Source organism: Pseudonocardia sp. EC080619-01 (assembly GCF_001420995.1).
Lineage (GTDB): Bacteria > Actinomycetota > Actinomycetes > Mycobacteriales > Pseudonocardiaceae > Pseudonocardia.
Window position 1 is genome coordinate 5289027 of record NZ_CP012184.1, and the last position, 20594, is coordinate 5309620.

At 75.3% G+C, this 20594-nt stretch carries 16 protein-coding genes; 1 reads left to right on the forward strand and 15 read right to left on the reverse strand.

What is annotated here, in order from left to right; all coding sequences use genetic code 11:
• Positions 1-74: 74 nt before the first annotated feature.
• From purT to tkt, 7 genes are all read right to left on the reverse strand, one after another.
• Entirely contained in the window at positions 75-1256 is a 1182-nt protein-coding gene (gene purT / locus AD017_RS24800; RefSeq protein ID WP_010224756.1) for a formate-dependent phosphoribosylglycinamide formyltransferase, read from the reverse strand.
• Between the two features lie 74 nt (positions 1257-1330).
• Positions 1331-2116 (reverse strand): 6-phosphogluconolactonase, encoded by a 786-nt coding sequence (pgl, locus tag AD017_RS24805; protein WP_060575726.1) that lies wholly within the window; start codon positions 2114-2116, stop codon positions 1331-1333.
• Positions 2117-2118: 2 nt separating this feature from the next.
• Positions 2119-3063, reverse strand: coding sequence for a glucose-6-phosphate dehydrogenase assembly protein OpcA (opcA, locus tag AD017_RS24810; protein WP_010224759.1), 945 nt, complete (start codon positions 3061-3063; stop codon positions 2119-2121).
• 20 nt (positions 3064-3083) lie between these two features.
• Positions 3084-4628, reverse strand: a complete 1545-nt coding sequence (gene zwf / locus AD017_RS24815; RefSeq protein ID WP_010224760.1) for a glucose-6-phosphate dehydrogenase — start codon at positions 4626-4628, stop codon at positions 3084-3086.
• 32 nt (positions 4629-4660) lie between these two features.
• Positions 4661-6361 carry a hypothetical protein gene (locus AD017_RS24820; protein WP_060575727.1) on the reverse strand — a complete coding sequence of 567 codons (1701 nt, stop codon included), beginning with the start codon at positions 6359-6361 and terminating at the stop codon, positions 4661-4663.
• Positions 6362-7471, reverse strand: a complete 1110-nt coding sequence (gene tal, locus AD017_RS24825) for a transaldolase (protein ID WP_010241757.1) — start codon at positions 7469-7471, stop codon at positions 6362-6364.
• A gap of 35 nt (positions 7472-7506) precedes the next feature.
• Complete coding sequence (gene tkt / locus AD017_RS24830) at positions 7507-9633, reverse strand: transketolase (RefSeq protein ID WP_060575728.1); 2127 nt, start codon at positions 9631-9633, stop codon at positions 7507-7509.
• A 546-nt stretch (positions 9634-10179) separates the two neighbouring features.
• Here tkt and AD017_RS24835 point away from each other — a divergent pair.
• Complete coding sequence (locus tag AD017_RS24835) at positions 10180-11061, forward strand: heme o synthase (protein WP_050802551.1); 882 nt, start codon at positions 10180-10182, stop codon at positions 11059-11061.
• Between the two features lie 31 nt (positions 11062-11092).
• On the opposite strand, the gene AD017_RS24840 is transcribed toward AD017_RS24835, so the two are convergent.
• The 8 genes from AD017_RS24840 to AD017_RS24875 form a co-directional block, all read right to left on the reverse strand.
• Entirely contained in the window at positions 11093-12064 is a 972-nt protein-coding gene (locus tag AD017_RS24840) for an amidase (RefSeq protein ID WP_082399379.1), read from the reverse strand.
• Between the two features lie 194 nt (positions 12065-12258).
• Positions 12259-14286, reverse strand: a complete 2028-nt coding sequence (locus tag AD017_RS24845) for a S9 family peptidase (protein ID WP_227012575.1) — start codon at positions 14284-14286, stop codon at positions 12259-12261.
• A 23-nt stretch (positions 14287-14309) separates the two neighbouring features.
• Complete coding sequence (locus AD017_RS24850; protein WP_060575731.1) at positions 14310-15284, reverse strand: quinone oxidoreductase; 975 nt, start codon at positions 15282-15284, stop codon at positions 14310-14312.
• Positions 15285-15327: 43 nt separating this feature from the next.
• The gene (locus AD017_RS24855) at positions 15328-16182 is read right to left on the reverse strand and encodes an ABC transporter permease subunit (protein WP_060575732.1); all 855 of its coding nucleotides are present in this window, start codon (positions 16180-16182) and stop codon (positions 15328-15330) included.
• Complete coding sequence (locus AD017_RS24860) at positions 16179-17135, reverse strand: ABC transporter ATP-binding protein (RefSeq protein ID WP_060575733.1); 957 nt, start codon at positions 17133-17135, stop codon at positions 16179-16181. Before AD017_RS24860 ends, AD017_RS24855 begins: the two co-directional genes overlap by 4 nt.
• Complete coding sequence (locus tag AD017_RS24865; protein WP_060575734.1) at positions 17132-18178, reverse strand: outer membrane lipoprotein carrier protein LolA; 1047 nt, start codon at positions 18176-18178, stop codon at positions 17132-17134. Before AD017_RS24865 ends, AD017_RS24860 begins: the two co-directional genes overlap by 4 nt.
• 138 nt (positions 18179-18316) lie before the next feature.
• On the reverse strand, positions 18317-19261 hold the full coding sequence (locus tag AD017_RS24870; protein WP_060576599.1) for a heme A synthase: 945 nt from the start codon (positions 19259-19261) through the stop codon (positions 18317-18319).
• A 144-nt stretch (positions 19262-19405) separates the two neighbouring features.
• Positions 19406-20563 carry a DUF418 domain-containing protein gene (locus AD017_RS24875; RefSeq protein ID WP_082398915.1) on the reverse strand — a complete coding sequence of 386 codons (1158 nt, stop codon included), beginning with the start codon at positions 20561-20563 and terminating at the stop codon, positions 19406-19408.
• Positions 20564-20594: the final 31 nt, after the last annotated feature.

Here is a 20594-nt window from a genome sequence, read left to right on the forward strand (position 1 = left end):
TCGAGGTTACCCGCGGTAGGTCGCGTCCGGCCCGCCGTGGGCGGCGTGGCGGACCGGCCCACCGCAGGCGGGACTCAGCTCCGGGCGACCGGCCGGACGTGCCCGGCGGCCTGGCGGGCCCGCTCCCGCGCGGTGTCGACGTCGTCGGCGTACGCCACCGCGACCCCCATCCGCCTGCGCTCGCTCGCCGACGGCTTGCCGAACAGCCGCAGGTCGGCGCCCTCGACGGCGAGCGCCTCCGCGACGCCCTCGTAGTCGGGCGCGTCGAGGTCGTCACCGCCGTACACCACCGCGGACGCGCCGGGGGCGCGCAACGCGGTGTCGACCGGAAGGCCGAGGACGGCGCGGGCGTGCAGCTCGAACTCGTTCAGCCGCTGGGTGGCGAGCGTGACCAGCCCGGTGTCGTGCGGGCGGGGGCTCACCTCGGAGAACAGCACCTCGTCGCCGCGGACGAACAGCTCCACGCCGAAGATCCCGCGCCCGCCGAGGGCCTCGGTGATCCGGCCGGCGACGTCGCGGGACGCGGCGAGCGCCGCGTCCGACATCGGCTGCGGCTGCCAGGACTCGACGTAGTCGCCGTTCTCCTGGCGGTGGCCGATCGGGTCGCAGAAGGCGGTCCCGCCGGCGTGCCGCACGGTGAGCTGGGTGATCTCGTAGTCGAACTCGACGAAGCCCTCGACGATCACGCGCGGCGCGGACACCCGGCCCGAGGTGCGGGCGTACTCCCACGCGGCCTCGGCGTCGTCGGCCGACTTCAGGACCGACTGTCCCTTGCCCGACGACGACATGACCGGCTTGAGCACACACGGCAGCCCGACCCGGTCGACGGCCGCGCGGACCTCGTCGAGGGTGTCGGCGAAGGCGTAGGGCGACGTGGGCAGCCCCAGCTCCTCCGCGGCGAGCCGCCGGATGCCCTCACGGTCCATCGTCAGCTGCGCGGCGCGGGCGGTCGGCACGACGGTCGTGCCCGCGGCCTCGATCGCCGCCAGCGCGGTGGTCGCGATCGCCTCGATCTCCGGGATGATCAGGTCCGGGGACTCCTGCTCGATGAGCGTGGCGAGCGTGACGGGGTCGGTCATGTCGATCGCGTGCCAGCGGTGCGCCACCTGGTGCGCGGGTGCGTGCGGGTAGCGGTCGACCGCGACCACCTCGACGCCGAGGCGCTGGAAGGCGATCGCGACCTCCTTGCCCAGCTCACCCGAGCCGAGGAGCAGCACGCGGGTGGGGGCCGGGCCGAGCGGGGTGCCGATGCGCATGCGGCGGACCCTAACCGGAGCGCCGCGCCCGGCACCCGCCGGACGGGCGCGATCTCACAGTCCCGGTCGTGGGCTCAGGAGGGCCGCGGGTGCAGCGACCCGGGCAGCTCGGCGGCGGACGCGGTGTCGAGCAGCCAGCGGGTCCGTTCGGTCCCCCGCGCCCCGCCGACCGGCAGCTCGGTCTCCGGGACACCGGTCAGGGCACCCGCGACGGCCGGTGCCTTGCCGGCCCCGGCGGCGACGACCCACACCTCACGCGAGCGCCGGGCGGCGGCCAGCGTGAGCGAGATGCGGGTGGGCGGCGGCTTCGGGCAGTCGAACACCGCGACGACGGACGGCGCCTGCTCGTGCACGGCGGGGGAGTCCGGGAAGACCGAGAGCGTGTGCCCCTCCTCGCCCATGCCGACCAGCGTCACGTCGAAGGCGGGGATGCCGTCGCCGTCCGGCCCGGCCAGGTCGCGCAGCACCCGGGCGTAGTCCCGGGCGGCCTCCTCGGCCTCCTCCCGGGTGCCGCCGTCGGCGGGGGCGGCCGGCATCGGGTGCACCCGCGCCGGGTCGAGCGGCAGCTGGTCGAGCAGGGCCTCGCGGGCCTGCTTCTCGTTGCGCTCGGCGTCGTCGGCCGGGACGAAGCGCTCGTCGCCCCAGAACAGGTCCACCGACCCCCAGTCGACGACGTCGCGGGCCGGGGAGGCGGCCACGTCACGCAGCAGCTGGATCCCGACCCCGCCACCGGTGAGCACGACCCGAGGGACGGCACCGCCGGCCTGGATGTCGACCAGCGCGGTGATCAGCCGCGCCGCGGTGGCGGCGGCCAGGGCGTCGGCGTCGGGGTGGACGGCGACCTGCACGTTCTCGCTCATGCTCACACCTTCACCGGGGTACGGCCGCGGGTCACCCGGGACACTCCCTCGAGCGCCTCGGCGTAGACCTCGTCCGGGTCGAGCCGGCGCAGCTCCTCGGCGAGGCAGTCGGACACGTGCCGCCGTGCCAGCGCGATCAGCCGCTCCGGCTGCCCGGGCTGGGTGAGCCGGGCCGTCTTGCCGTCCGGACGGGCCAGCTCGACGTCGCCCGACGCGCGGACGAGCCGGACCATCGACAGCCCGTTGGCCTTCTCCGACGGCGACCGCTTCACCTTCACCCCGAGCGCGGACGCCAGCCAGCCGGCGACCAGCTCGGTGGAGGGCGACACGACCTCACCCGCGACGACGGCCGAGGTCACCTCCTCGTGGGGCGGCACGTCCAGCGCGGCTGCCAGCTGGGCCCGCCAGTGCGTGAGCCGGGTCCAGGTGAGGTCGGTGTCGCCGGGGGCGTAGTCCTTGCGCCGCTGCTCGAACGCCTTCGTCGGGTTCTTCGACGACAGCGCGTCGGTGATCCGGCGCTGCGCGAGCCGCCCGACGGCGTCCTCCGACGGTGCGGCCGGGGCCTCGCCCGGCCACCAGGCGACGACCGGTGCGTCGGGCAGCAGGAGCGGCATGACCATGCCGGCACCGGCCTCCTCGGCGGCGAGCGGGCCGTAGCCGCGCAGCACGATGACCTCGCTGGCGCCGGCGTCACCGCCGACCCGGATCTGCGCGTCGAGCCGCGGCGAGGCCCGGCGCTGCCCGCGGGCCAGCACGATGACCCGGCACGGGTGCTCGCGGCTGGCGGCGTTGGCGGCGTCGATCGAGCGCTCCAGCTCCGGCCCGTCGTCGGTGACGACGACCAGGGTCAGCACCCGGCCCAGCGCGAACACGCCGCCGGACTCGCGCAGCTCGACGAGCTTGCGGTTGACCGCCGAGGTGTTGCTCGACGGCAGATCGATGATCATGTGTGTCGGCTCCTCGGAGGTCAGGGCCGGCGCCAGTGGCGACCGGTGCGGGCGAGCATCTCGGCGGACGAGTCGGGACCCCAGGATCCGGCCGGGTAGCCGTCGGGCCCGTCGGGCAACCCCGACCAGTGCTCGATGACCGGGTCGAGGATCTCCCAGGACCGCTCGACCTCCTCGTTCACCGGGAACAGCGACGGCTCCCCGAGCAGGACGTCGAGGATGAGCCGCTCGTAGGCCTCGGGGGAGGACTCGGTGAAGGCGTTGCCGTAGCCGAAGTCCATCGTGACGTCGCGGACCTCCATCTGGTTGCCGGGCACCTTGGAGCCGAACCGCATCGTCACCCCCTCGTCCGGCTGGACCCGGATGACCAGGGCGTTCTGCCCCAGCTCCTCGGTCATCGTCTCGTCGAAGGGCAGGTGCGGGGCACGCTTGAAGACGACGGCGATCTCGGTGACCCGCCGGCCGAGCCGCTTGCCGGTGCGCAGGTAGAACGGCACCCCGGCCCAGCGGCGGTTCTCGACCTCGCAGGTGATCGCGGCGAAGGTCTCGGTCGTGGAGTCGGGGTTGAACCCCTCCTCCTCCTTGAGCCCGGGGACCTCCTCGCCGCCCTGCCAGCCGCCGTCGTACTGACCGCGGGCGGTGGTCTCGTCCAGCGGCAGCGGGAGCTTGACCGCCTTCAGCACCTTGATCTTCTCGGCGCGCAGCTCGTCCGACGAGAACGACGTCGGCTCCTCCATCGCGGTGAAGGCGAGGAGCTGCAGCAGGTGGTTCTGGATGACGTCCCGGGCGGCGCCGATGCCGTCGTAGTAGCCGGCACGCCCGCCCAGCCCGATGTCCTCGGCCATCGTGATCTGCACGTGGTCGACGTAGTTCGCGTTCCAGATCGGCTCGAACAGCTGGTTCGCGAACCGGAGGGCGAGGACGTTCTGGACGGTCTCCTTGCCGAGGTAGTGGTCGATGCGGAACACCGAGTCCTCGGGGAAGACCTCGTTGACGATCGCGTTCAGCTCCTTGGCCGAGGCCAGGTCGTGCCCGAACGGCTTCTCGATCACCACCCGGCGCCAGACGTCCGGGTCCTCCTGGGCGGACAGCCCCGACCGGGCGAGCTGCTTGCAGACGACCGGGAACGCGCTGGGCGGGATCGACAGGTAGAACGCGTGGTTCCCGCCGGTGCCGCGCTTCTCGTCCAGCTCGCGGACGGTGCGCTCGAGCTCGTCGAACGCGGCGTCGTCGTCGAAGGCACCCTGGACGAACCGCAGGCCCTCGGCCAGCCGGTCCCAGACCTCCTGGCGGAACGGGGTCCGCGCGTGCTCCCGGACGGCCTCGTACACGACCTGTCCGAAGTCCTCGGAGTCCCAGTCGCGGCGGGCGAACCCGGTGAGCGCGAAGCCCGGCGGGAGCAGGCCGCGGTTGGCGAGGTCGTAGATCGCCGGCATCAGCTTCTTGCGGGAGAGATCACCGGTGACCCCGAAGATCACCAGTCCGCACGGGCCGGCGATGCGGGGGAGCCGCTTGTCGCGGGGATCGCGCAGCGGGTTGGTCCGGCCGCCGTTCGCGGTGGGCATCGCTCCTCGGCCTTCCTGTGTGTGTGACCGTGTCAGTTCTGGACGGCTCGCGCCAGCGTGACCAGGCCGGTCAGCCGATCGGCCAGGTGCAGCCGCAGCACCGGCCGTCCCCGGCGCCGCTGGTCCTCGACGACCGCGCGGGCCTGCGCCGCATGAAGGCTAGCCAGTCCGGACGGTTCCGGCGCGGTTCCCGCGCCGAACGGATCATCACCACCCGGGCCGGGTGACCCCACGGTGCCGTCGGACACCGGGTCGCCTGCCGGTTCACCACCGTCGAGGCCGCCGCCGGTGAGGTGGCAGTGGACGGCGCGGTCGGGCGCGCCGGTGTCACCGGCCCGGCAGCCGGGAGCCCAGCCGAACGCGACCGGGAGCCCGGCGCGCTCGGCGAGCGGGCCCCGCAGCACACCGACCGAGGCGTCCGACTCGGGATCGAGCCAGGCGGAGACCGCCAGGTGACCGCCGTCGCCCGCGGCGGCGGCGAGGGCGTCGAGGGCACCGGCGACGGTGTCCACCCCGGACGGCAGCCAGTCCCCGGCGTGCACGGCGATCCCGCCGTCGGTGAAGGACGGCTCCGGGTCGGGCCCGCCGGGATCGGCGGTGGGGACCGCGGGGGCGAACGGGTCGGCGTCGAGCACCCGCGCGGCGAGTGCGGCCGCGACCTGCCAGAGCACGATCGCGGCGCCGGGCCCCGCGTCGGTGCGGACGGCGCCGCCACCCGGCCCGGGAACCGCCCCGGTGCCGTCGGCGTGCACCTCCACGGCGCCGGGTGGTCCGGCCTCCGCGCCGGCCCGGGCGGGCACCGGCTCGCCGGGGCCGGCGGCCACCGCGACCAGGCCGGCCGCGGTCAGCAGCGGTCCGAGCCAGGCCGTCACGGCCGGGGACCGGACCTCGTCGCGCAGTACGAGCACCGAACCGCGGGCGGCCGCCAGCGCCCCGGCGAGCAGCAGGGCCGGGTTGTCGGGGTCGTCGGCGGCGAGGGCCTGCTCGGTGGGGACGGCGTCGGCGAGCAGCCCGGCGACGTCGGCACCGGCCAGCCCGGCGGGCACCAGGCCCAGCGGTCCGAGCGCGCCGAACCGGCCGGGGACGTCGGCGTCGAGGGTGACGACGACGGTGCCGTCCGGGTCCGGTGTGTCCAGTGGGGAACCGGGCTCGGTGACGTGCACGGTGCGGGCGGCGAGCGCGGCCGGGCCGACCTCGTCGGCGAGGACGGCCGCGACGGTGTGCCGGACGGCGCCGACCACCGGGTCGTCACCGGCCGGGTCCGCGACGACCAGCACGGTCTCGTCGAGCGCGCCGGACAGCGCCTCGGCGACCTGCACCGGGTCCGCGCTGTCGAGCGCGGTGAGCCGGGTGGTGTCGGGGGAGTGGGCCGCGACCAGCCGCGCGGCGGAGACGGCGTCGGGGGTGCCGACCAGCAGCACCCGGTGCGCGCCGGCGACGGCGAACCGCTCGCGCAGCGCGGCGACCTGCCCGGCCAGCGGCCGGGACCTGCGGGCGAGGGCGGTCCAGCCGGTCCGGCCCGCCGCGGCGGACCCCCAGACGCTGGGGTCGCCGTCGGCGAGCCGGGACGCGACGGTCTCGCCAGCCAGCTCGGCCGCGATCCGCCGCGCCGCCCCCGCGAAGGGTTCTCCGGCGAGGAGCACCCGGACGGGAGCGGGGGAGTGCCCGGTGGGACCGCCGGCGGCGGCGGAGCCGAGATCGGCCCCGTCGCCGCCGGGAGTGTCGTCCGCCAACTACTTCGCAGCCTCGAGCTGCTGCCGGACGGTGTCCTGCAGCTCCGTCCAGGACTTCTCGAACTTCTCGACGCCCTCGTTCTCGAGGACCGTGTAGACGTCGTCGAGGTCGATGCCGACGCCCTCGAGGTCGGTGAAGACCTGCTGGGCCGCACCCGCGGTGTCGGTGACCTTGTCGCCCTCGACCTCGCCGTGGTCGGCGAACGCCTCGAGCGTCTTCTCCGGCATCGTGTTGACGGTGTTGCCGACGACGAGCTCGGTGACGTAGAGGGTGTCCGGGTAGTCCGGGTTCTTGACCCCGGTCGACGCCCACAGCGGCCGCTGGGCGTTCGCGCCCTCGGCGGCCAGTGCGTCCCAGCGGGCGCCGGAGAACGCGCTCCGGTAGGCCGCGAAGGCCAGCCGGGAGTTGGCCACCGCCGCCCGGCCCCGCAGGCCGAGCGCCTCGTCACCGCCGATCTTCTCCAGCCGGCCGTCGATCTCGCTGTCCACGCGGGACACGAAGAACGAGCCGACGGAGTGGATCCGGGCCAGGTCCTGGCCGTTCTCCAGGGCCCGCTCCAGGCCGGTGAGGTAGGCGTCCATGACGGCCTTGTACCGCTCCACCGAGAAGATCAGCGTGACGTTGACGCTGATGCCCTCCGCGGTGGCCCGGGTGATGGCGGGCAGGCCCGCCTCGGTCGCCGGGATCTTGACCAGCAGGTTCGGCCGGTCGACGGCCTTGAACAGGTCCTGGGCCTGGGCCACGGTCTGCTCGGTGTCGTGCGCCAGGCGCGGGTCGACCTCGAGCGAGACCCGCCCGTCGACGCCGCCGGTCTGCTCCCAGGTGCCGGAGAAGACGTCACAGGCCTGCTGGACGTCGGCGACGGTGATCTCGCGGATCGCGTCGTCGACGCCGGCGTCGCGGGCGGCGAGCTCACGGACCTGCTCGTCGTAGGCGGCGCCGTCGGACAGCGCCCCGGCGAAGATCGTCGGGTTGGTGGTGACCCCGACGACGTTCTTCTGCTCGATCAGCTGCGCGAGGTTGCCGCTGTTCAGGCGCTCGCGGGACAGGTCGTCGAGCCAGATGGACACCCCGGCCGCCGACAGTGCGGCCAGACGATCGTTGCTCATGGGTTGCTCTCCTTTGCGATCGGGTGCCGTCGGGTTCAGGAGCTCTTCTCGGCCGCGGCGAGGGTCTCCCGCGCGGCCTCGGCGACGGTGTCGGCGGTGAAGCCGAACTTCTCGAACAGGGTGGCCTGGTCGGCGCTGGCGCCGAAGTGCTCGATGGACACCGAGCGGCCGGCGTCGCCGACGTAGCCGCGCCACGGCATCGCGATGCCCGCCTCGACGGACACCCGGGCCCGCACCGCGGGCGGCAGCACCGAGTCGCGGTAGTCCTGGTCCTGCGCCTCGAACCACTCGATGCACGGCATCGACACCACCCGGGTACCGAAGCCCTCGGCCTCGAGGGTCTTGCGCGCCCGCACCGCGAGGTGCAGCTCCGAGCCGGTCGCGACGATCACGAGCTGCGGGACGCCGGACGAGGCCTCCTCCAGGACGTAGCCGCCGCGGGCGACGCCCTCGGCGGTCGTACCGGTCAGCGTCGGGACGTTCTGCCGGGTGAGCGCGAACCCGACCGGGCCGCCGTCGACCGCCTCGAGGGCGGCCTTCCAGGCGTAGGTGGTCTCGTTGGCGTCGCCGGGGCGGACGACCGAGAGGCCCGGGATGGCGCGCAGCGCCGCGAGGTGTTCGATCGGCTGGTGGGTCGGGCCGTCCTCGCCGAGACCGATCGAGTCGTGCGTCCAGACGTAGATCGGGTTGGTCTTCATCAGCGCGGCCAGCCGGACGGCCGGGCGCATGTAGTCGGAGAAGACCAGGAACGTGCCGCCGTAGGCGCGGGTCGGGCCGTGCAGCGCGATGCCGTTGAGGACCGCGCCCATGGCGTGCTCGCGGACACCGAAGTGCAGCGTGCGGCCGTACGGGCTGGTGGTCCACATGCCGGTCGACGCCGACTTGGGGCCGAACGAGTCGACGCCCTTCATCGAGGTGTTGTTCGACTCCGCGAGGTCGGCCGAGCCGCCCCACAGCTCCGGCAGGACGTCGGCGAGGGCGGCCAGCACGGAACCGGACGCCTTCCGGGTCGCGAGGCCCTTCTCGTCGGCCTCGAAGGTCGGGAGCGCCTCGGCCCAGCCCTCGGGCAGGCGGCCCGCGACCAGCCGGTCGAGCAGCTGCTTGCGGTGCGGCTCGCGGCCGGCCCACTCGTCGAAGGTGCCCTGCCACGCGTCGTGTGCGGCGCGGGAGCGCTCGCCGACCGCGCGGGTGTGCGCGAGCACGTCGTCGTCGACCTCGAAGTCGCGGTCCGGGTCGAAGCCCAGGACCTCCTTGACGGCGCGCACCTCGTCGTCGCCCAGCGCGGCGCCGTGCGCGGCCCCGGTGTTCATCTTGTTGGGCGCCGGGTAGCCGATCACCGTGCGCAGCACGATCATCGACGGCCGTGCGGTCTCGGCGCGGGCCGCCTCGAGCGCGTCGAGGATGCCGGTGACGTTCTCGCCGCCCTCGACGGTCTGGACGTGCCAGCCGTAGGCCTCGTAGCGCTTCGCGGTGTCCTCGTTGAGGGCGATCGCGGTGTCGTCCTCGATCGAGATCTCGTTGGCGTCGTAGATCACCGTGAGGTTGCCGAGCTCCTGGCGGCCGGCCAGCGACGACGCCTCGGAGGCGACGCCCTCCTCGATGTCGCCGTCCGAGGCGATCACGTAGATCTGGTGGTCGAACGGCGAGGCGCCCTCGGGGGCGTCCGGGTCGAACAGGCCGCGCTCACGGCGCGACGCGATCGCCATGCCGACCGCGGAGGAGAGGCCCTGGCCCAGCGGGCCGGTGGTCATCTCGACGCCGCGGGTGTGGCCGTACTCCGGGTGACCCGGGGTCAGCGAGCCCCACTTGCGGAGCTGCTCCAGGTCCTCCCGCTCCAGGCCGTAGCCGGCCAGGTACAGCTGGATGTAGAGGGTGAGGCTGGAGTGCCCGGCGGAGAGCACGAACCGGTCGCGGCCCATCCAGTCCGGGTCGGCCGGGTCGTGCCGCATGACGCGCTGGAACAGCGTGTACGCCAGCGGGGCCAGGCTCATCGCGGTGCCCGGGTGGCCGCTGCCGCACTTCTGCACCGCGTCCGCGGCGAGTACGCGGATCGTGTCCACGGCCCTGCGGTCCAGGTCGGTCCAGTCGGCGGGCACGTGCGCGCGGGTGAGCGCGGCGACGGCGGCGTCCCCGGCGTGGGGGGACGTGGCGGTCTCGGACAAGACGGTGGCTCCTGTACTCGCGTCGGCATGTGACGGTCGTGCCGCGGGCGGTCTGCGTGCACTCCGCAGGCTCCTCGGACACGCTGCGGCGCTCCGGAGGACCCGGCGGCACCGCTGCCGCCCCCGGCGGCGCCCACCCTACTGCGCGGGCCCGGGGCCTGCGGCTTTGCCGCCGGTCACGGCGCCCGTTCCGGACACCCGGGACGGGCGTACCCCGCGGGGCCCTCCGGCATGCGAAGGGTTAGCATCGACGCGCTGTAGAACTAGAGCGTCGGCGGGACTCCGGCGACCTCCGCTCTCAGCCCCGGACCGTGCGGTCGACCACCGCGCAGGGACGGAGTCGAAGAACTGCCGAGCCGAGCGAGGTACGAACAGGTGAGCGCACCCGCCTCCCGGCGGAACCGGGCCGTCGAGACCTCGACCGCCGGATTCGCGCCCGCCGAGGTCACGCCGGACTCCCCGGAGCCCGCACAGCCCCCGCCGGCCGGGTCCGGGGCGGCGACCGAGGCGCCCGCGCCGGTTGCACCGGCGGGCCGGTGGGCCCGGGTGCGCGCCACCGTGGCGGCCTACCTCGGCCTCACCAAGACCCGGATCATCGAGCAGCTGCTCGTGGTCACCGTGCCCGCGATGTTCCTCGCGCAGCGCGGCGTCCCGTCGCTGTGGCTGATCGTCGCCACGTTGTTCGGCGGGGCGATGGCCGCGGCCGCGGCGCACGCGCTGAACTGTGTCGCCGACGCCGACATCGACCAGAAGATGAAGCGCACCGCCCGGCGGCCGCTGGCGAAGGGCCAGGTCCCCACCCGGCACGCGCTGATCTTCGGTCTGGTGCTCGCGGCGCTCAGCTCGGTCTGGCTCGGGTTCACCACGAACTGGCTCGCCGCCGCGCTGTCGCTGGCCGCGATCGCCTTCTACGTGCTCGTCTACACGCTGCTGCTGAAGCGGCGGACCTCGCAGAACATCGTCTGGGGCGGTGCCGCGGGCTGCATGCCGGTGGTGATCGGCTGGGCCGCCGTCACCGGCTCGGTCGAGTGGCCGGCCCTGGTCATGTTCGGCGTGATCTTCTTCTGGACGCCGCCGCACTTCTGGGCGCTCGCGATGCGTTACCGCGAGGACTACGCCGCGGCCGGTGTGCCGATGCTCCCGGTGATCGCCCCCGCTCCCGCGGTCACGGTCCGGATCGTCGTCTACAGCTGGGTGATGGTGGCGTGGAGCCTGCTCCTGCTGCCGGCGACGTCGTGGGTGTACCTCGCCGTCGCGGCGCTCGGCGGTATCTACTTCGTCGTCCGGGCGCACAAGCTGCACGCCGAGGTGAAGGCGGGCGGCGAGGTGTCGCCGATGCCGCTGTTCCACCTCTCGAACATCTACCTGTGCGTGCTGTTCGCGGCGATCGCCGTCGACGCGGCGCTCGGGCTCCCGCTGCTGTTCTGATCCGCCGCCCCGTGCGGGGTCGTGCGTGCGGTCAGAACGGTGCCGCACGGGCCACCGGCACGTGTGCCGCGACCAGATCGAGCAGCGCCTCGTCGGCGCCGTGGCGGGCCACCATCTGCAGGCCGACCGGACAGCCGTCCGGGCCGAACCCCGCCGGGACGCTCACCGCGGGATGCCCGGACAGGTTGAACGCCCAGGTCAGGGCCACGCTCATCCGCCCGCCTGGTCCGTCGTGACCGTGCGGCCCCGCAGGGGTGGTCGGGGTGAGGAGCAGGTCGGCCCGCGCGAAGAACGCCCGTAGCGCCCGGTCGTTCGCGGCGCGCAGCTCGTGGGCGGCCCGGACCGCGGCGGGACCGGCGTCCGGGTGGCGCAGGGCGGTCCAGGCCGGAGCGGGGTCGTGGAGCCGCAGCGGGACGTCGACGGCGGCCGCCCCCGCCGCGCGGAGCAGGTCGGCCGCCGCGGCCCGGGCGATCCCGACGACGTCCGGATCGAGCTCCCGGGCGGCGAACCCGAGATCGTCGGACCACGCGGCCGTGGCGAACCCCGCGTCGCTCCCGGCCCCGGAACCGGACCCGGCGGGCACGGGTCCCGTGGTGACCGCGTCCAGCCAGGGCCGCAGCAGCGCGGGATCCCGGACCAGCACACCAGGGGTCGCGAGCCCGGTCGGGTCCGTCGACGGCACCAGCCCGGACGTCGGCCGGTACCCGATGATCCCGCACCAGGCGGCCGGGATGCGGACGGAGCCGGCGCCGTCCGACCCGGTCGCGAGCGGCACGATGCCCGCTCCGACGGCCGCTGCCGACCCGGCCGACGACCCGCCGGGCGACCGGTCGCCGCGCCACGGGTTGCGGGTCGGGCCGCGGTCGGTCGCACCCCACGTCTGGTACCCGGGACCGCGGGGCACCGACGTCGTCCCGATCGGGACGGCCCCCGCCGCGAGCAGCCGCCGCACCGCCGGCGCCCCGCCCCCGAGCCGCCACCGCCCCTTCACGGCGACCGGCATCCCGTCGAGCGCCCCCCGCGGAGCCTCCCGCCCGTGTTCGCACGGCTTCGGTCCGCCCGCACGGGATCCGATCCCGTGCGAGCGACCTGATCCCGTGCGAACCGGGGCCGGGACGGGGGCCGTGAACGCCCGGAGCCAGGGGTCGGTCCTGGTGCGGCGGGTGTGGGCCTCCGCGACCGCCTCGGGGCCGGTGCTCACCGGAGCAGCTCGGGGGTCTCCCACTCCTCGCCGAGCACGTGCGCCGCCAGGAACGCGTGGACGGTCTCGTACCAGAGCTTGGCGTGGTTCGGCGCGAGCACCCAGTGGTTCTCGTCCGGGAAGTACAGGAACCGGTGCGGGTTCGCCTCCGGGTCCGCCTGCCGGGACACCAGGTCCCACCACAGCCGCAGGCCCTCGCCGATCGGGACCCGGTGGTCGCGGTCGCCGTGGATCACCAGCATCGGCGTGGTGATCGCGTCGGCGTGGAGGTGCGGGCTGTTCTCCCGCGCCATCTCCGGTGTCATCTCGGTCAGCCAGTACTCGGCGTGGTCGGTCGTCGGCCCGAACTGGTCGAGCGCCCAGAGGCTGGCGTGCGTGACGATCGCCGCGAACCGGTCGGTGTGCCCGGCGGTCCAGTTCGCCATGTAGCCGCCGAAGGAGCCGCCCATCGCGGCCGTACGGGTCGCGTCGACGTCCGGGCGGGCGACGGCGGCGTCGGTCACGGCCATGAGGTCGTCGAACGGTGGCCCGCCCCAGTGACCCCAGCCGCGTTGCACGAAGTCCTGGCCGTAGCCGGTGGACAGCGCCGGGTCGGGGAGCAGCACGGCGTAGCCGCGGGCCGCCATCAGCCACGGGTTCCACCGCCACGACCAGGCGTTCCAGCTGTTCAGCGGCCCGCCGTGGATCCACAGCAGCAGCGGGGCCGGGGCGTCCGGGCCGGCACCGGTGGGCAGCACCAGCCAGCCGCGGACCCGGGTGCCGTCCCCGGTGACGGTCTCGACCTCGGTGAGCGTGCCGGGCAGCTCCGGGGCGTCGGCCGGGCCGGCCAGGGGGAGGGGGGTCGCGCCGGGGGTGCGGGCGTCCACCCGGACCGGTGCGGGCGGGGCGTCGTAGGCGGTGCGCAGCGCGTAGACCCAGCGGCCGTCCGGGCTCGGCACCGGATCGGTGTAGCAGCCGTGGTCGCCGGTGAGCCGGGTGACGACGTCGTCGGACGGGCCGGCGCCGAGATCGATGCGGAACAGCGGGCCGCGGCCGTCCTCGTCGGCGGTGACGACCAGCGCGGACGCGTCGGGGACCCACCGCACGGCCGACGGCCAGCGGTCCCAGCCGGGCGCGACCGGGCGCGGCGCGCCCCCGGCGAGCGGGACCAGCACCAGATCGGTGCGCGGGGCGGTGTCCGGTGTGGACACCGACTCGCGGAGGACGGCGACGGTGCGGCCGTCCGGGGAGACCCGCGGCCCGGAGTACTCGTGGCCGTCGCCGGCGAGGAGGTCGCGGTGCCCGCCGCCGTCGGTGCCGATCGCGACGATCCGGCTGCGCCGCCGCCCGTTCCCGCGGGGCGTGTTCCAGGCGGTCACGACGGTCGTCCCGTCGGGGGAGACGTCGAAGCCGGCCTCGTCCAGCGCGCGGCCCGGGGCCGGTGTCAGGTCGGTCCAGTCCGCGCCGTCGTTGCGGAGCAGCCGGACCTCGGCGGGCCCGAGGTCGTGGTCCCAGTGCCGCACCGGGTGGCCGGTGTGCAGGATCGCCGAGACCTTCGCCTCGCTGCGGGCGGTACGCCGGCGCTCGTCGTCCGCGCCCGTCACCGCCCCGGGCAGGGTCGGAGACGACGCGACGACGGTCCCCGCCTCCCGCGCGACGACGACGTCGTCGATCCCGCCGGGACGCGTCCCGGCCGGGCGTGCCTCACCCCCGCCCGCGGGCAGCAGCCACAGCCCCGACGGCGTCTCGCCGTCGCCGGACGCGTCCGGATCGGACCGCGCCGACCGGAACAGCAGGTCCCCGCCGGGGGTGAAGACCGGGCCGGACTCGCCGGCCGCCCCACGGGTGAGGCGGCGCGGCGGGTCCTCCCCGGCCGGATCGATCTCCCACAGCGCGGTGCGGTACCGCGTGCCGTCCGTCTCGAGCTCCGCGACGCCGGTCACCAGGCGGCTGCCGTCGGGTGACAGCGCCAGCCCGGCGAGGCGGGGGAGGGCGAGGTAGGCGTCGAGATCGTGGAAGGGCGTCTCCGCGGGCTGGCTCGGCACAGGACCGTTCATAGCATCCCGGCTCAGGACGGCAGGAGCAGCAGCTTCCCGGTCGTGCGCCGCGCCTGGAGGTCCTCGTGTGCGGTCCGGGCCTGTTCCAGCGGGTAGGTGTGCCCGATCCGGACGTCGAGCCGGCCGGCCGCGACCTCGCCGTAGACGGCGCCGGCCTTCGCCCGCAGCGACTCGGTGGTGTCGACGAAGTCGAACAGCTTGGGCCGGGTCAGGAAGACCGATCCCGCTGCGTTGAGCCGCTGCGGGTCGACCGGCGGGACCGGCCCGGACGCGGCACCGAACAGCACCAGCATCCCGCGCTTGCGCAGCGACGCGAGGCTCGCGTCGAAGGTGGTCCTCCCGACGCTGTCGAACGCGGCGTGCACCCCCTCGCCGCCGGTCAGCTCGCGCACGGCGGCCGCGAGGTCGTCCACCCGGGTGTAGTCGATCACCTCGGCCGCACCGGCGGCGCGGGCGAGCGCCGCCTTCTCCTCGCTGGAGGTCGTCGCGATCACCCGGGCGCCCCTGGCGGTCGCCAGCTGGGTGAGGAGGAGCCCGACCCCGCCGGCCGCGGCGTGCACCAGCACGGTCTCACCACCCGCGAGCGGGAAGGTGTCGTTCACCAGGAAGTGCGCCGTCATCCCCTGCAGCAGCGCGCCGACGGCCACGTCGTCGGCGACGCCGTCGGGCACGGGCACGGCCTGGTCCCACGGCACGACGACCTGCTCGGCGTAGCTGCCCAGCGTCGCGGCCCACGCGATCCGGTCCCCGACGGCGACGCCGTCGACGCCCTCGCCGAGCGCGACGACCCGTCCGGCGCCCTCCAGCCCCGGGACGTAGGGCGTCTCCATGGGGTAGATGCCCTCGCGCTGATAGGTGTCGATGTAGTTCACGCCGGCTGCGGCGACCCCGACGAGCACCTCACCGGCACCCGGGGCCGGGGTGTCGATCTCGGCGACCTCCAGCACATCGGGCCCGCCGGCCTTCGTCACCCGTACCGCACGCATGTGTCCTCCTCGATCGACTCCGGTGCCGTGGGCGATCATGCCCTCACGCGTCGCGGCGCAGCATCCGGACCACCAGTGTGGCCGCTCCGGCCGCGAGATATCCCACGGCCACCAGCGAGCTGCGGCCGAGCTGCGACCAGGGCAGCGGGTCACGCAGGACGTCCGTGGCGGCGCCCCAGCCGGTCGTGATCAGCCACGGGCGGAGGGGCTCCAGCGCCGGGATCGCACCCAGCACGCCGAAGAGGATCAGGCCGCCCAGCACCGAGGACAGCACGACGAGCGGGTGCTCGGTGAACGACGAGACCGCCAGCGCGACGGCGCCGACCGCGGCCAGCTGCACCAGCGTCCATCCGGCGGCGACGCCGACCCGGAACAGGGCGTCCGGCAGGGTCAGGACGGAGCCGGACAGGGTGAGCAGCGCGCCGCCGTCGCCGGTGCCGGCGAGCACCACCGGCGGGCCGATCATCGCCCACCCGGCGACCAGCCCGGTGACGGTCACCAGCGTGACCGCGACGGCGGCCACCACGAGCACCCCGAACGCCTTCATCGCGACCAGCCGCAGCCGCCCGACCGGGGCGAGCAGCAGCCCGCGCAGGGTGCCGTGCTGGCCCTCCCCGGCGATCGCGTCCGCGGCGGCCACGGCGACGACGAGCGGCAGGAGGAGCGCCAGGAGCAGCGAGAGCGCGGCGACCGGGAGGGTCAGGCCGTTGCCGACGACCTCGCCGACCAGGCCACGTCGGGGCCCGTCGGCGAGCACGATCCCCAGCCCCATCAGCACCGGGACGGCGGCCAGGAGCAGGAACATGATCCAGGTGCGCGGGCGGCGCAACACCCAGCGGAGCTCGGCGCCGAGCAGGCGTCGCCAGGAGACCGGGCGGGCGTCGGCGGTGACGGTCACTCGGTGATCCTCGTGAACAGGGTCTCCAGGTCCGGGCGCTGCCGGCGGAGTCCGTGCACCGGCACCCCGGCGCGGACGAGCGCGGCGAACAGCACGGCGCCGTCCGGTCCGTCCTCGGCCAGCACCCCGGCGCCGTCGGCGTGGGCGGTGGCGCCGGCGTCGCGCAGCGCCCGCAGCGCGCCCGGGACGTCGGCGGTGGCGATCTCCCAGCCCCCGGCGACGGCGTCGAGCAGGCGGCCGAGCTCGCCGGACGCGAGCAGCGTGCCCTGCTTGAGCACGGCGACGTGCGTGCACACCGCCTCCACCTCCGAGAGCAGGTGCGACGACAGCAGCACCGTGGCGCCGGAGGCCCGCAGCTCCGCGACGACGGTGCGGATCTCCCGGGTGCCGGCCGGGTCCAGGCCGTTGGTGGGCTCGTCCAGCACGACGAGGCGCCGCGGCACGAGCAGCGCCGCGGCGAGGCCCAGCCGCTGCTTCATACCCAGCGAGTAGCCGCGGAACCGGCGGTCCGCCGCTCCCGCGAGCCCGACCCGCTCCAGCGCGGCGTCGGCGGCCGGCCGGACCTCGCGGTCGGACAGCCGGGGCTCGGTGGCGGCGACCCGCCGCAGGTTCTCCCGGCCGGACAGGAACGGGTGGAAGCCGGGGCCCTCGACGAGCGCGCCGACGTCCGGGAGAGCGGCGGCCAGGCCGCCCGGGACGGGGTGGCCGAGCAGCTCTACGGTGCCCGAGGTCGGCCGGGTCAGCCCGAGCAGCATGCGGATCAGGGTCGTCTTCCCCGACCCGTTGGGGCCGAGCATGCCGAACACCGAACCGGCCGGGACGTCGAGATCGACGCCGTCGACCGCGGTGACGGAGCCGAAGACCTTCCGCAGCTCCCGTACCCGCGCGGCGGGTGGCGCGGGCCGGAGCCCGGTGTCCGTGCCCGTGGTGGTGCCGAGTCCGGATCCGCTCACCGGGCGAGAGCCGCGCCGAGCACGTCGGTGCCGACCGCACCGGCGGCGAACCGGCCGTCGTCGGTGAGGATCGCCGAGCCCGCGGTCGTGGTGATCTCGCGGCCGCTGCCCCAGGCACCGGAGACGGGTGTGCCGAGGGCAGACAGGTCGGGCCGGTCCGGCTGCCCGCCCGTGCCGTCCGGGGCACGTTGCGGGACGGTGCCGACGACGACCGTGTCCCAGCCCTCACCGACCGCCCGGGGCCGCTCGGCCCCGGTGGGCGGGCCACCCCGGCCGCGCTCGTGGGCGGGCGCGTTCTCCACGGTGGCACCCGGTGGCGGGGTGAAGGTGAACAGCGACGGGTCCTGCGGGCCGACGGTGAGGTCGTCGAACCCGATCTGCAGGACGGGCTCCGCGCCGGCCCCGAGGACGGTCAGCTCGAGCGGCATCCGGGTCTCGGCGTCGACGGCTGCGCGGACCTCGCGCAGCACCGTGCGCTCGCCGGCCGCGGGGGTCAGCACGAGGGTGTACGCCGGACGTCCCGCGACCTCGGTGGTGCCGTCGACGGCGACCGTGCTCGTGCCGCGCAGCGCGCCGACGATCTCCGTCGCGGCGGCCTGCGGGTCGCGGTCGGGCCGGTCCGGGCCGTCGCCGGTCCGGGCGGGGATGCGGGTGGCGGTCCGGTCGGCGGAGTCGTAGGCCCAGGTGCCCTCACCGTCACGGACGTAGGTGCGCTCGCCGTCCGGACGGGGGAGTGCGAGGCGGCCGTGGCCCGCACCGTCGGACCAGACACGCGCGGTGGAGGTGCCGTCGGCGAGCGTGTCCTCGGCGACGCCCGGGACCGACGGCAGCCCCAGCCGGTTGTCGACGGCGACGGTGCCGGCCAGCGCGACGGGCTTCGCCGACAGCACCGAGGCCACCAGCTCCTCCGGGCTCACCGGCGGCAGCTCGGGGGCGGCCGACGCGGCCCGTGCGGTGACGAGGCCGGCGGTGAGGGCGGCGGCCAGCGCGGCCGCGAGCGCCGCGGCGACACCACCGCGCCGTAGCCGGGATCCGGAGGTCATGGCACCAGAGTGCCGTACTACAGGCGTCCCGTGCAGATCCGTCCGGCCGTTCCCGGCTCAGCCCCGGTCGGCGCCGTTCCCGGCTCAGCCCTGGTCGGCGCCGTTCCCGGCTCAGCCCTGGTCGGCGCCGCTGCCGGCTCAGGCGCGGTCGGCGCCGCTGCCCGCGAGCGGGCGGTCCGCGCCGGACCCGGGCAGGTTCGCGGCCGGTCCGGGGACCGCGGCGTCGGGCCGGGTGGCCGTACCCGCCCACACCGCGGCGGCGGCGGCCGTGACGAGCCCCGCCCCGAGCACGTGCAGCGACACGAGCAGCTCCGGCACACCCAGCGCGTACTGCACGCCCCCGAGCGCGCCCTGGGCGAGCACGACGAGCACCAGCATCCGGAACCGCCGGACCAGGACCTGGGACGCCCCGGTGGCGTGCAACAGGAAGCCGAGGCCCACGAGCGTGCCGAGGTAGCCGAACAGCAGGTCGGCGTGCAGCTGTGCGAGGAACGGGATGTCGACGTCGAGGCGCGGGGTGTCCGGGTCGCCGCCGTGCGGGCCCGCCGCGGTGACCAGCGTCCCGGCGACCAGCAGCGCGCCGAGCACGGCCGTCGAGACCGCGACCAGGCCCCGCCCGGCCGCCGGGACGGTGCGGGTGACGGGACCGTCGGCCTCGGTCGCCGCCGACACCAGCAGCACCGCGAACCACACCAGCACCATGGACGCCAGGAAGTGCAGCATCACCGTCCACCAGGCCAGCCCGGCGAGCACCGTGATGCCGCCGATGACGGCCTGCGCCACGACGCCGAGCGGCATCGCCAGCGCGAGCCCCCGGAGCCGCCGGCGGCGGGGACGGGTGAAGTAGGCGCCGAGGAGCGCTGCCCCGGCGGTGAGGACGACGAGCACACCGAGCAGCCGGTTCCCGAACTCGATCCACATGTGCAGCGGCGCGATCTCGGCGTGCGAGACCGGGACCATGCTGCCGGGCTCGCACTGCGGCCAGGTCGAGCAGCCCAGGCCGGAACCGGTCACCCGCACCACCGACCCGGTCACGCCGATCCCGATCTGGGCGACCAGGTTCGCGATCGCCAGGCGGCGCATCAGCACCGGCGGGGTGGACGGCACGCGGGCGAGGAGGCGGGACACACTACGAATGGTAGAAGAACGGCCGCCCGGGCCCGGCCGGTGGTCACGGATCCGGAAGCGTCGCGGCCGTTTCCGGCCGGTTCCCTTCCCGATCCGTGATCAGCGGGGTTCGGGGAGCGGGCGGCGGTGCACCAGGCGGTGGAGGAGGGCGTCGGCCGGGCCGGGGCGGCCGGCCCGCTCCAGGCGGTCGGCCAGCAGCACCGTCGCCGTCCAGACGAAGGCGGCGACCAGCAGCGCACCCGCCGCGCCGGCGGACGGGCCGAGCCCGACGAGATCGGGCTGCAGGAGCAGTGCGACCAGCGCCGAGTTCAGCAGGTAGCAGGTCAGCGAGCGGCGCCCGGCCGACGCGACCGCGCGCACGATCCGCCCCGGTGCCGCCTCGACACGCAGCCCCCACAGGGCGAACAGCGCCGCGTACCCCGCTCCGCCCGCGACCCCGGTGAGGACCTGCAGCGCGAGGAGCAGGCCACCCGTCACCGGCGGGACGGCGAGCACGCCGACGGCGGTCAGCGCCGCCGGTACGGCCCCGGCGACGGAGACGGCGACACCGCCGCCGGCGATCCGGCGCAGGAGTGGGCGGTGCGCTCCCGGGTCGTCGAGCAGACCGGCCCGTCCGGCGAGGTAGCCGAGTACGACCAGCAGGAACAGGGGGTAGCCGAGCGCGACGACCAGGGGTGACGCCGGGAGCGACCACAGCCGGACCACCCAGTCCTCCGGGGAGGCGTACCCCGGTACCGCCTGCATCTCCGATCCGCCGAGGCGCAGCCCGATCATGAAGATCGGGACGGTGACCAGGGACAGCGCGCCGAACCAGCCCGCGGCGCGGACGATCGAGCGGGTGGGCCGCAGCAGGAGCCATCCGGTCAGCAGGGTCGCCAGGCCGTAGGACGCGAGGATCTCACCGGGGAACACGAGGAACGCGTGCACGGCGCCGAACAGCAGCAGCCAGCCGCCGCGGCGGCGCAGGATCCGGCGGACGGAGACGTCGTCGGTGCCGCGGGCGCGGTGGCGGGCCACCGTCCAGGCCAGCCCGCCACCGAAGAGGATCGCGAACATCGGGAACGCGCGGTTGTCCAGGAACAGCGTCGTGAGGACGGCGGCGATCCGGTCCCGGAGCGGGTCGCCCGCGACGTCGGTGCCGAACGCGCTGCCGGCGTGGACCCCGGCGTACGCCATGGCGATGAGCAGGAGCATCGCCCCGCGGGCGAGGTCGGGGGCGAGCCGCCGGGTCGGCGGGGCGGGGTGCGCGACGGTCACGGGCGCTCCGTACAGGAGGTGGCGGGCTGGC

What these genes read in the sequence shown, in the direction of transcription:
- AD017_RS24850 (WP_060575731.1), bottom strand. Translation starts at nt 15,284, where the DNA reads ATGCGTGCGGTACGGGTGACGAAGGCCGGCGGGCCCGATGTGCTGGAG.
- AD017_RS24870 (WP_060576599.1), bottom strand. Translation starts at nt 19,261, where the DNA reads ATGCGCCGCCTGGCGATCGCGAACCTGGTCGCCCAGATCGGGATCGGC.
- pgl (WP_060575726.1), bottom strand. Translation starts at nt 2,116, where the DNA reads ATGAGCGAGAACGTGCAGGTCGCCGTCCACCCCGACGCCGACGCCCTG.
- AD017_RS24865 (WP_060575734.1), bottom strand. Translation starts at nt 18,178, where the DNA reads ATGACCTCCGGATCCCGGCTACGGCGCGGTGGTGTCGCCGCGGCGCTC.
- AD017_RS24840 (WP_082399379.1), bottom strand. Translation starts at nt 12,064, where the DNA reads ATGCCGGTCGCCGTGAAGGGGCGGTGGCGGCTCGGGGGCGGGGCGCCG.
- purT (WP_010224756.1), bottom strand. Translation starts at nt 1,256, where the DNA reads ATGCGCATCGGCACCCCGCTCGGCCCGGCCCCCACCCGCGTGCTGCTC.
- zwf (WP_010224760.1), bottom strand. Translation starts at nt 4,628, where the DNA reads ATGCCCACCGCGAACGGCGGCCGGACCAACCCGCTGCGCGATCCCCGC.
- opcA (WP_010224759.1), bottom strand. Translation starts at nt 3,063, where the DNA reads ATGATCATCGATCTGCCGTCGAGCAACACCTCGGCGGTCAACCGCAAG.
- tal (WP_010241757.1), bottom strand. Translation starts at nt 7,471, where the DNA reads ATGAGCAACGATCGTCTGGCCGCACTGTCGGCGGCCGGGGTGTCCATC.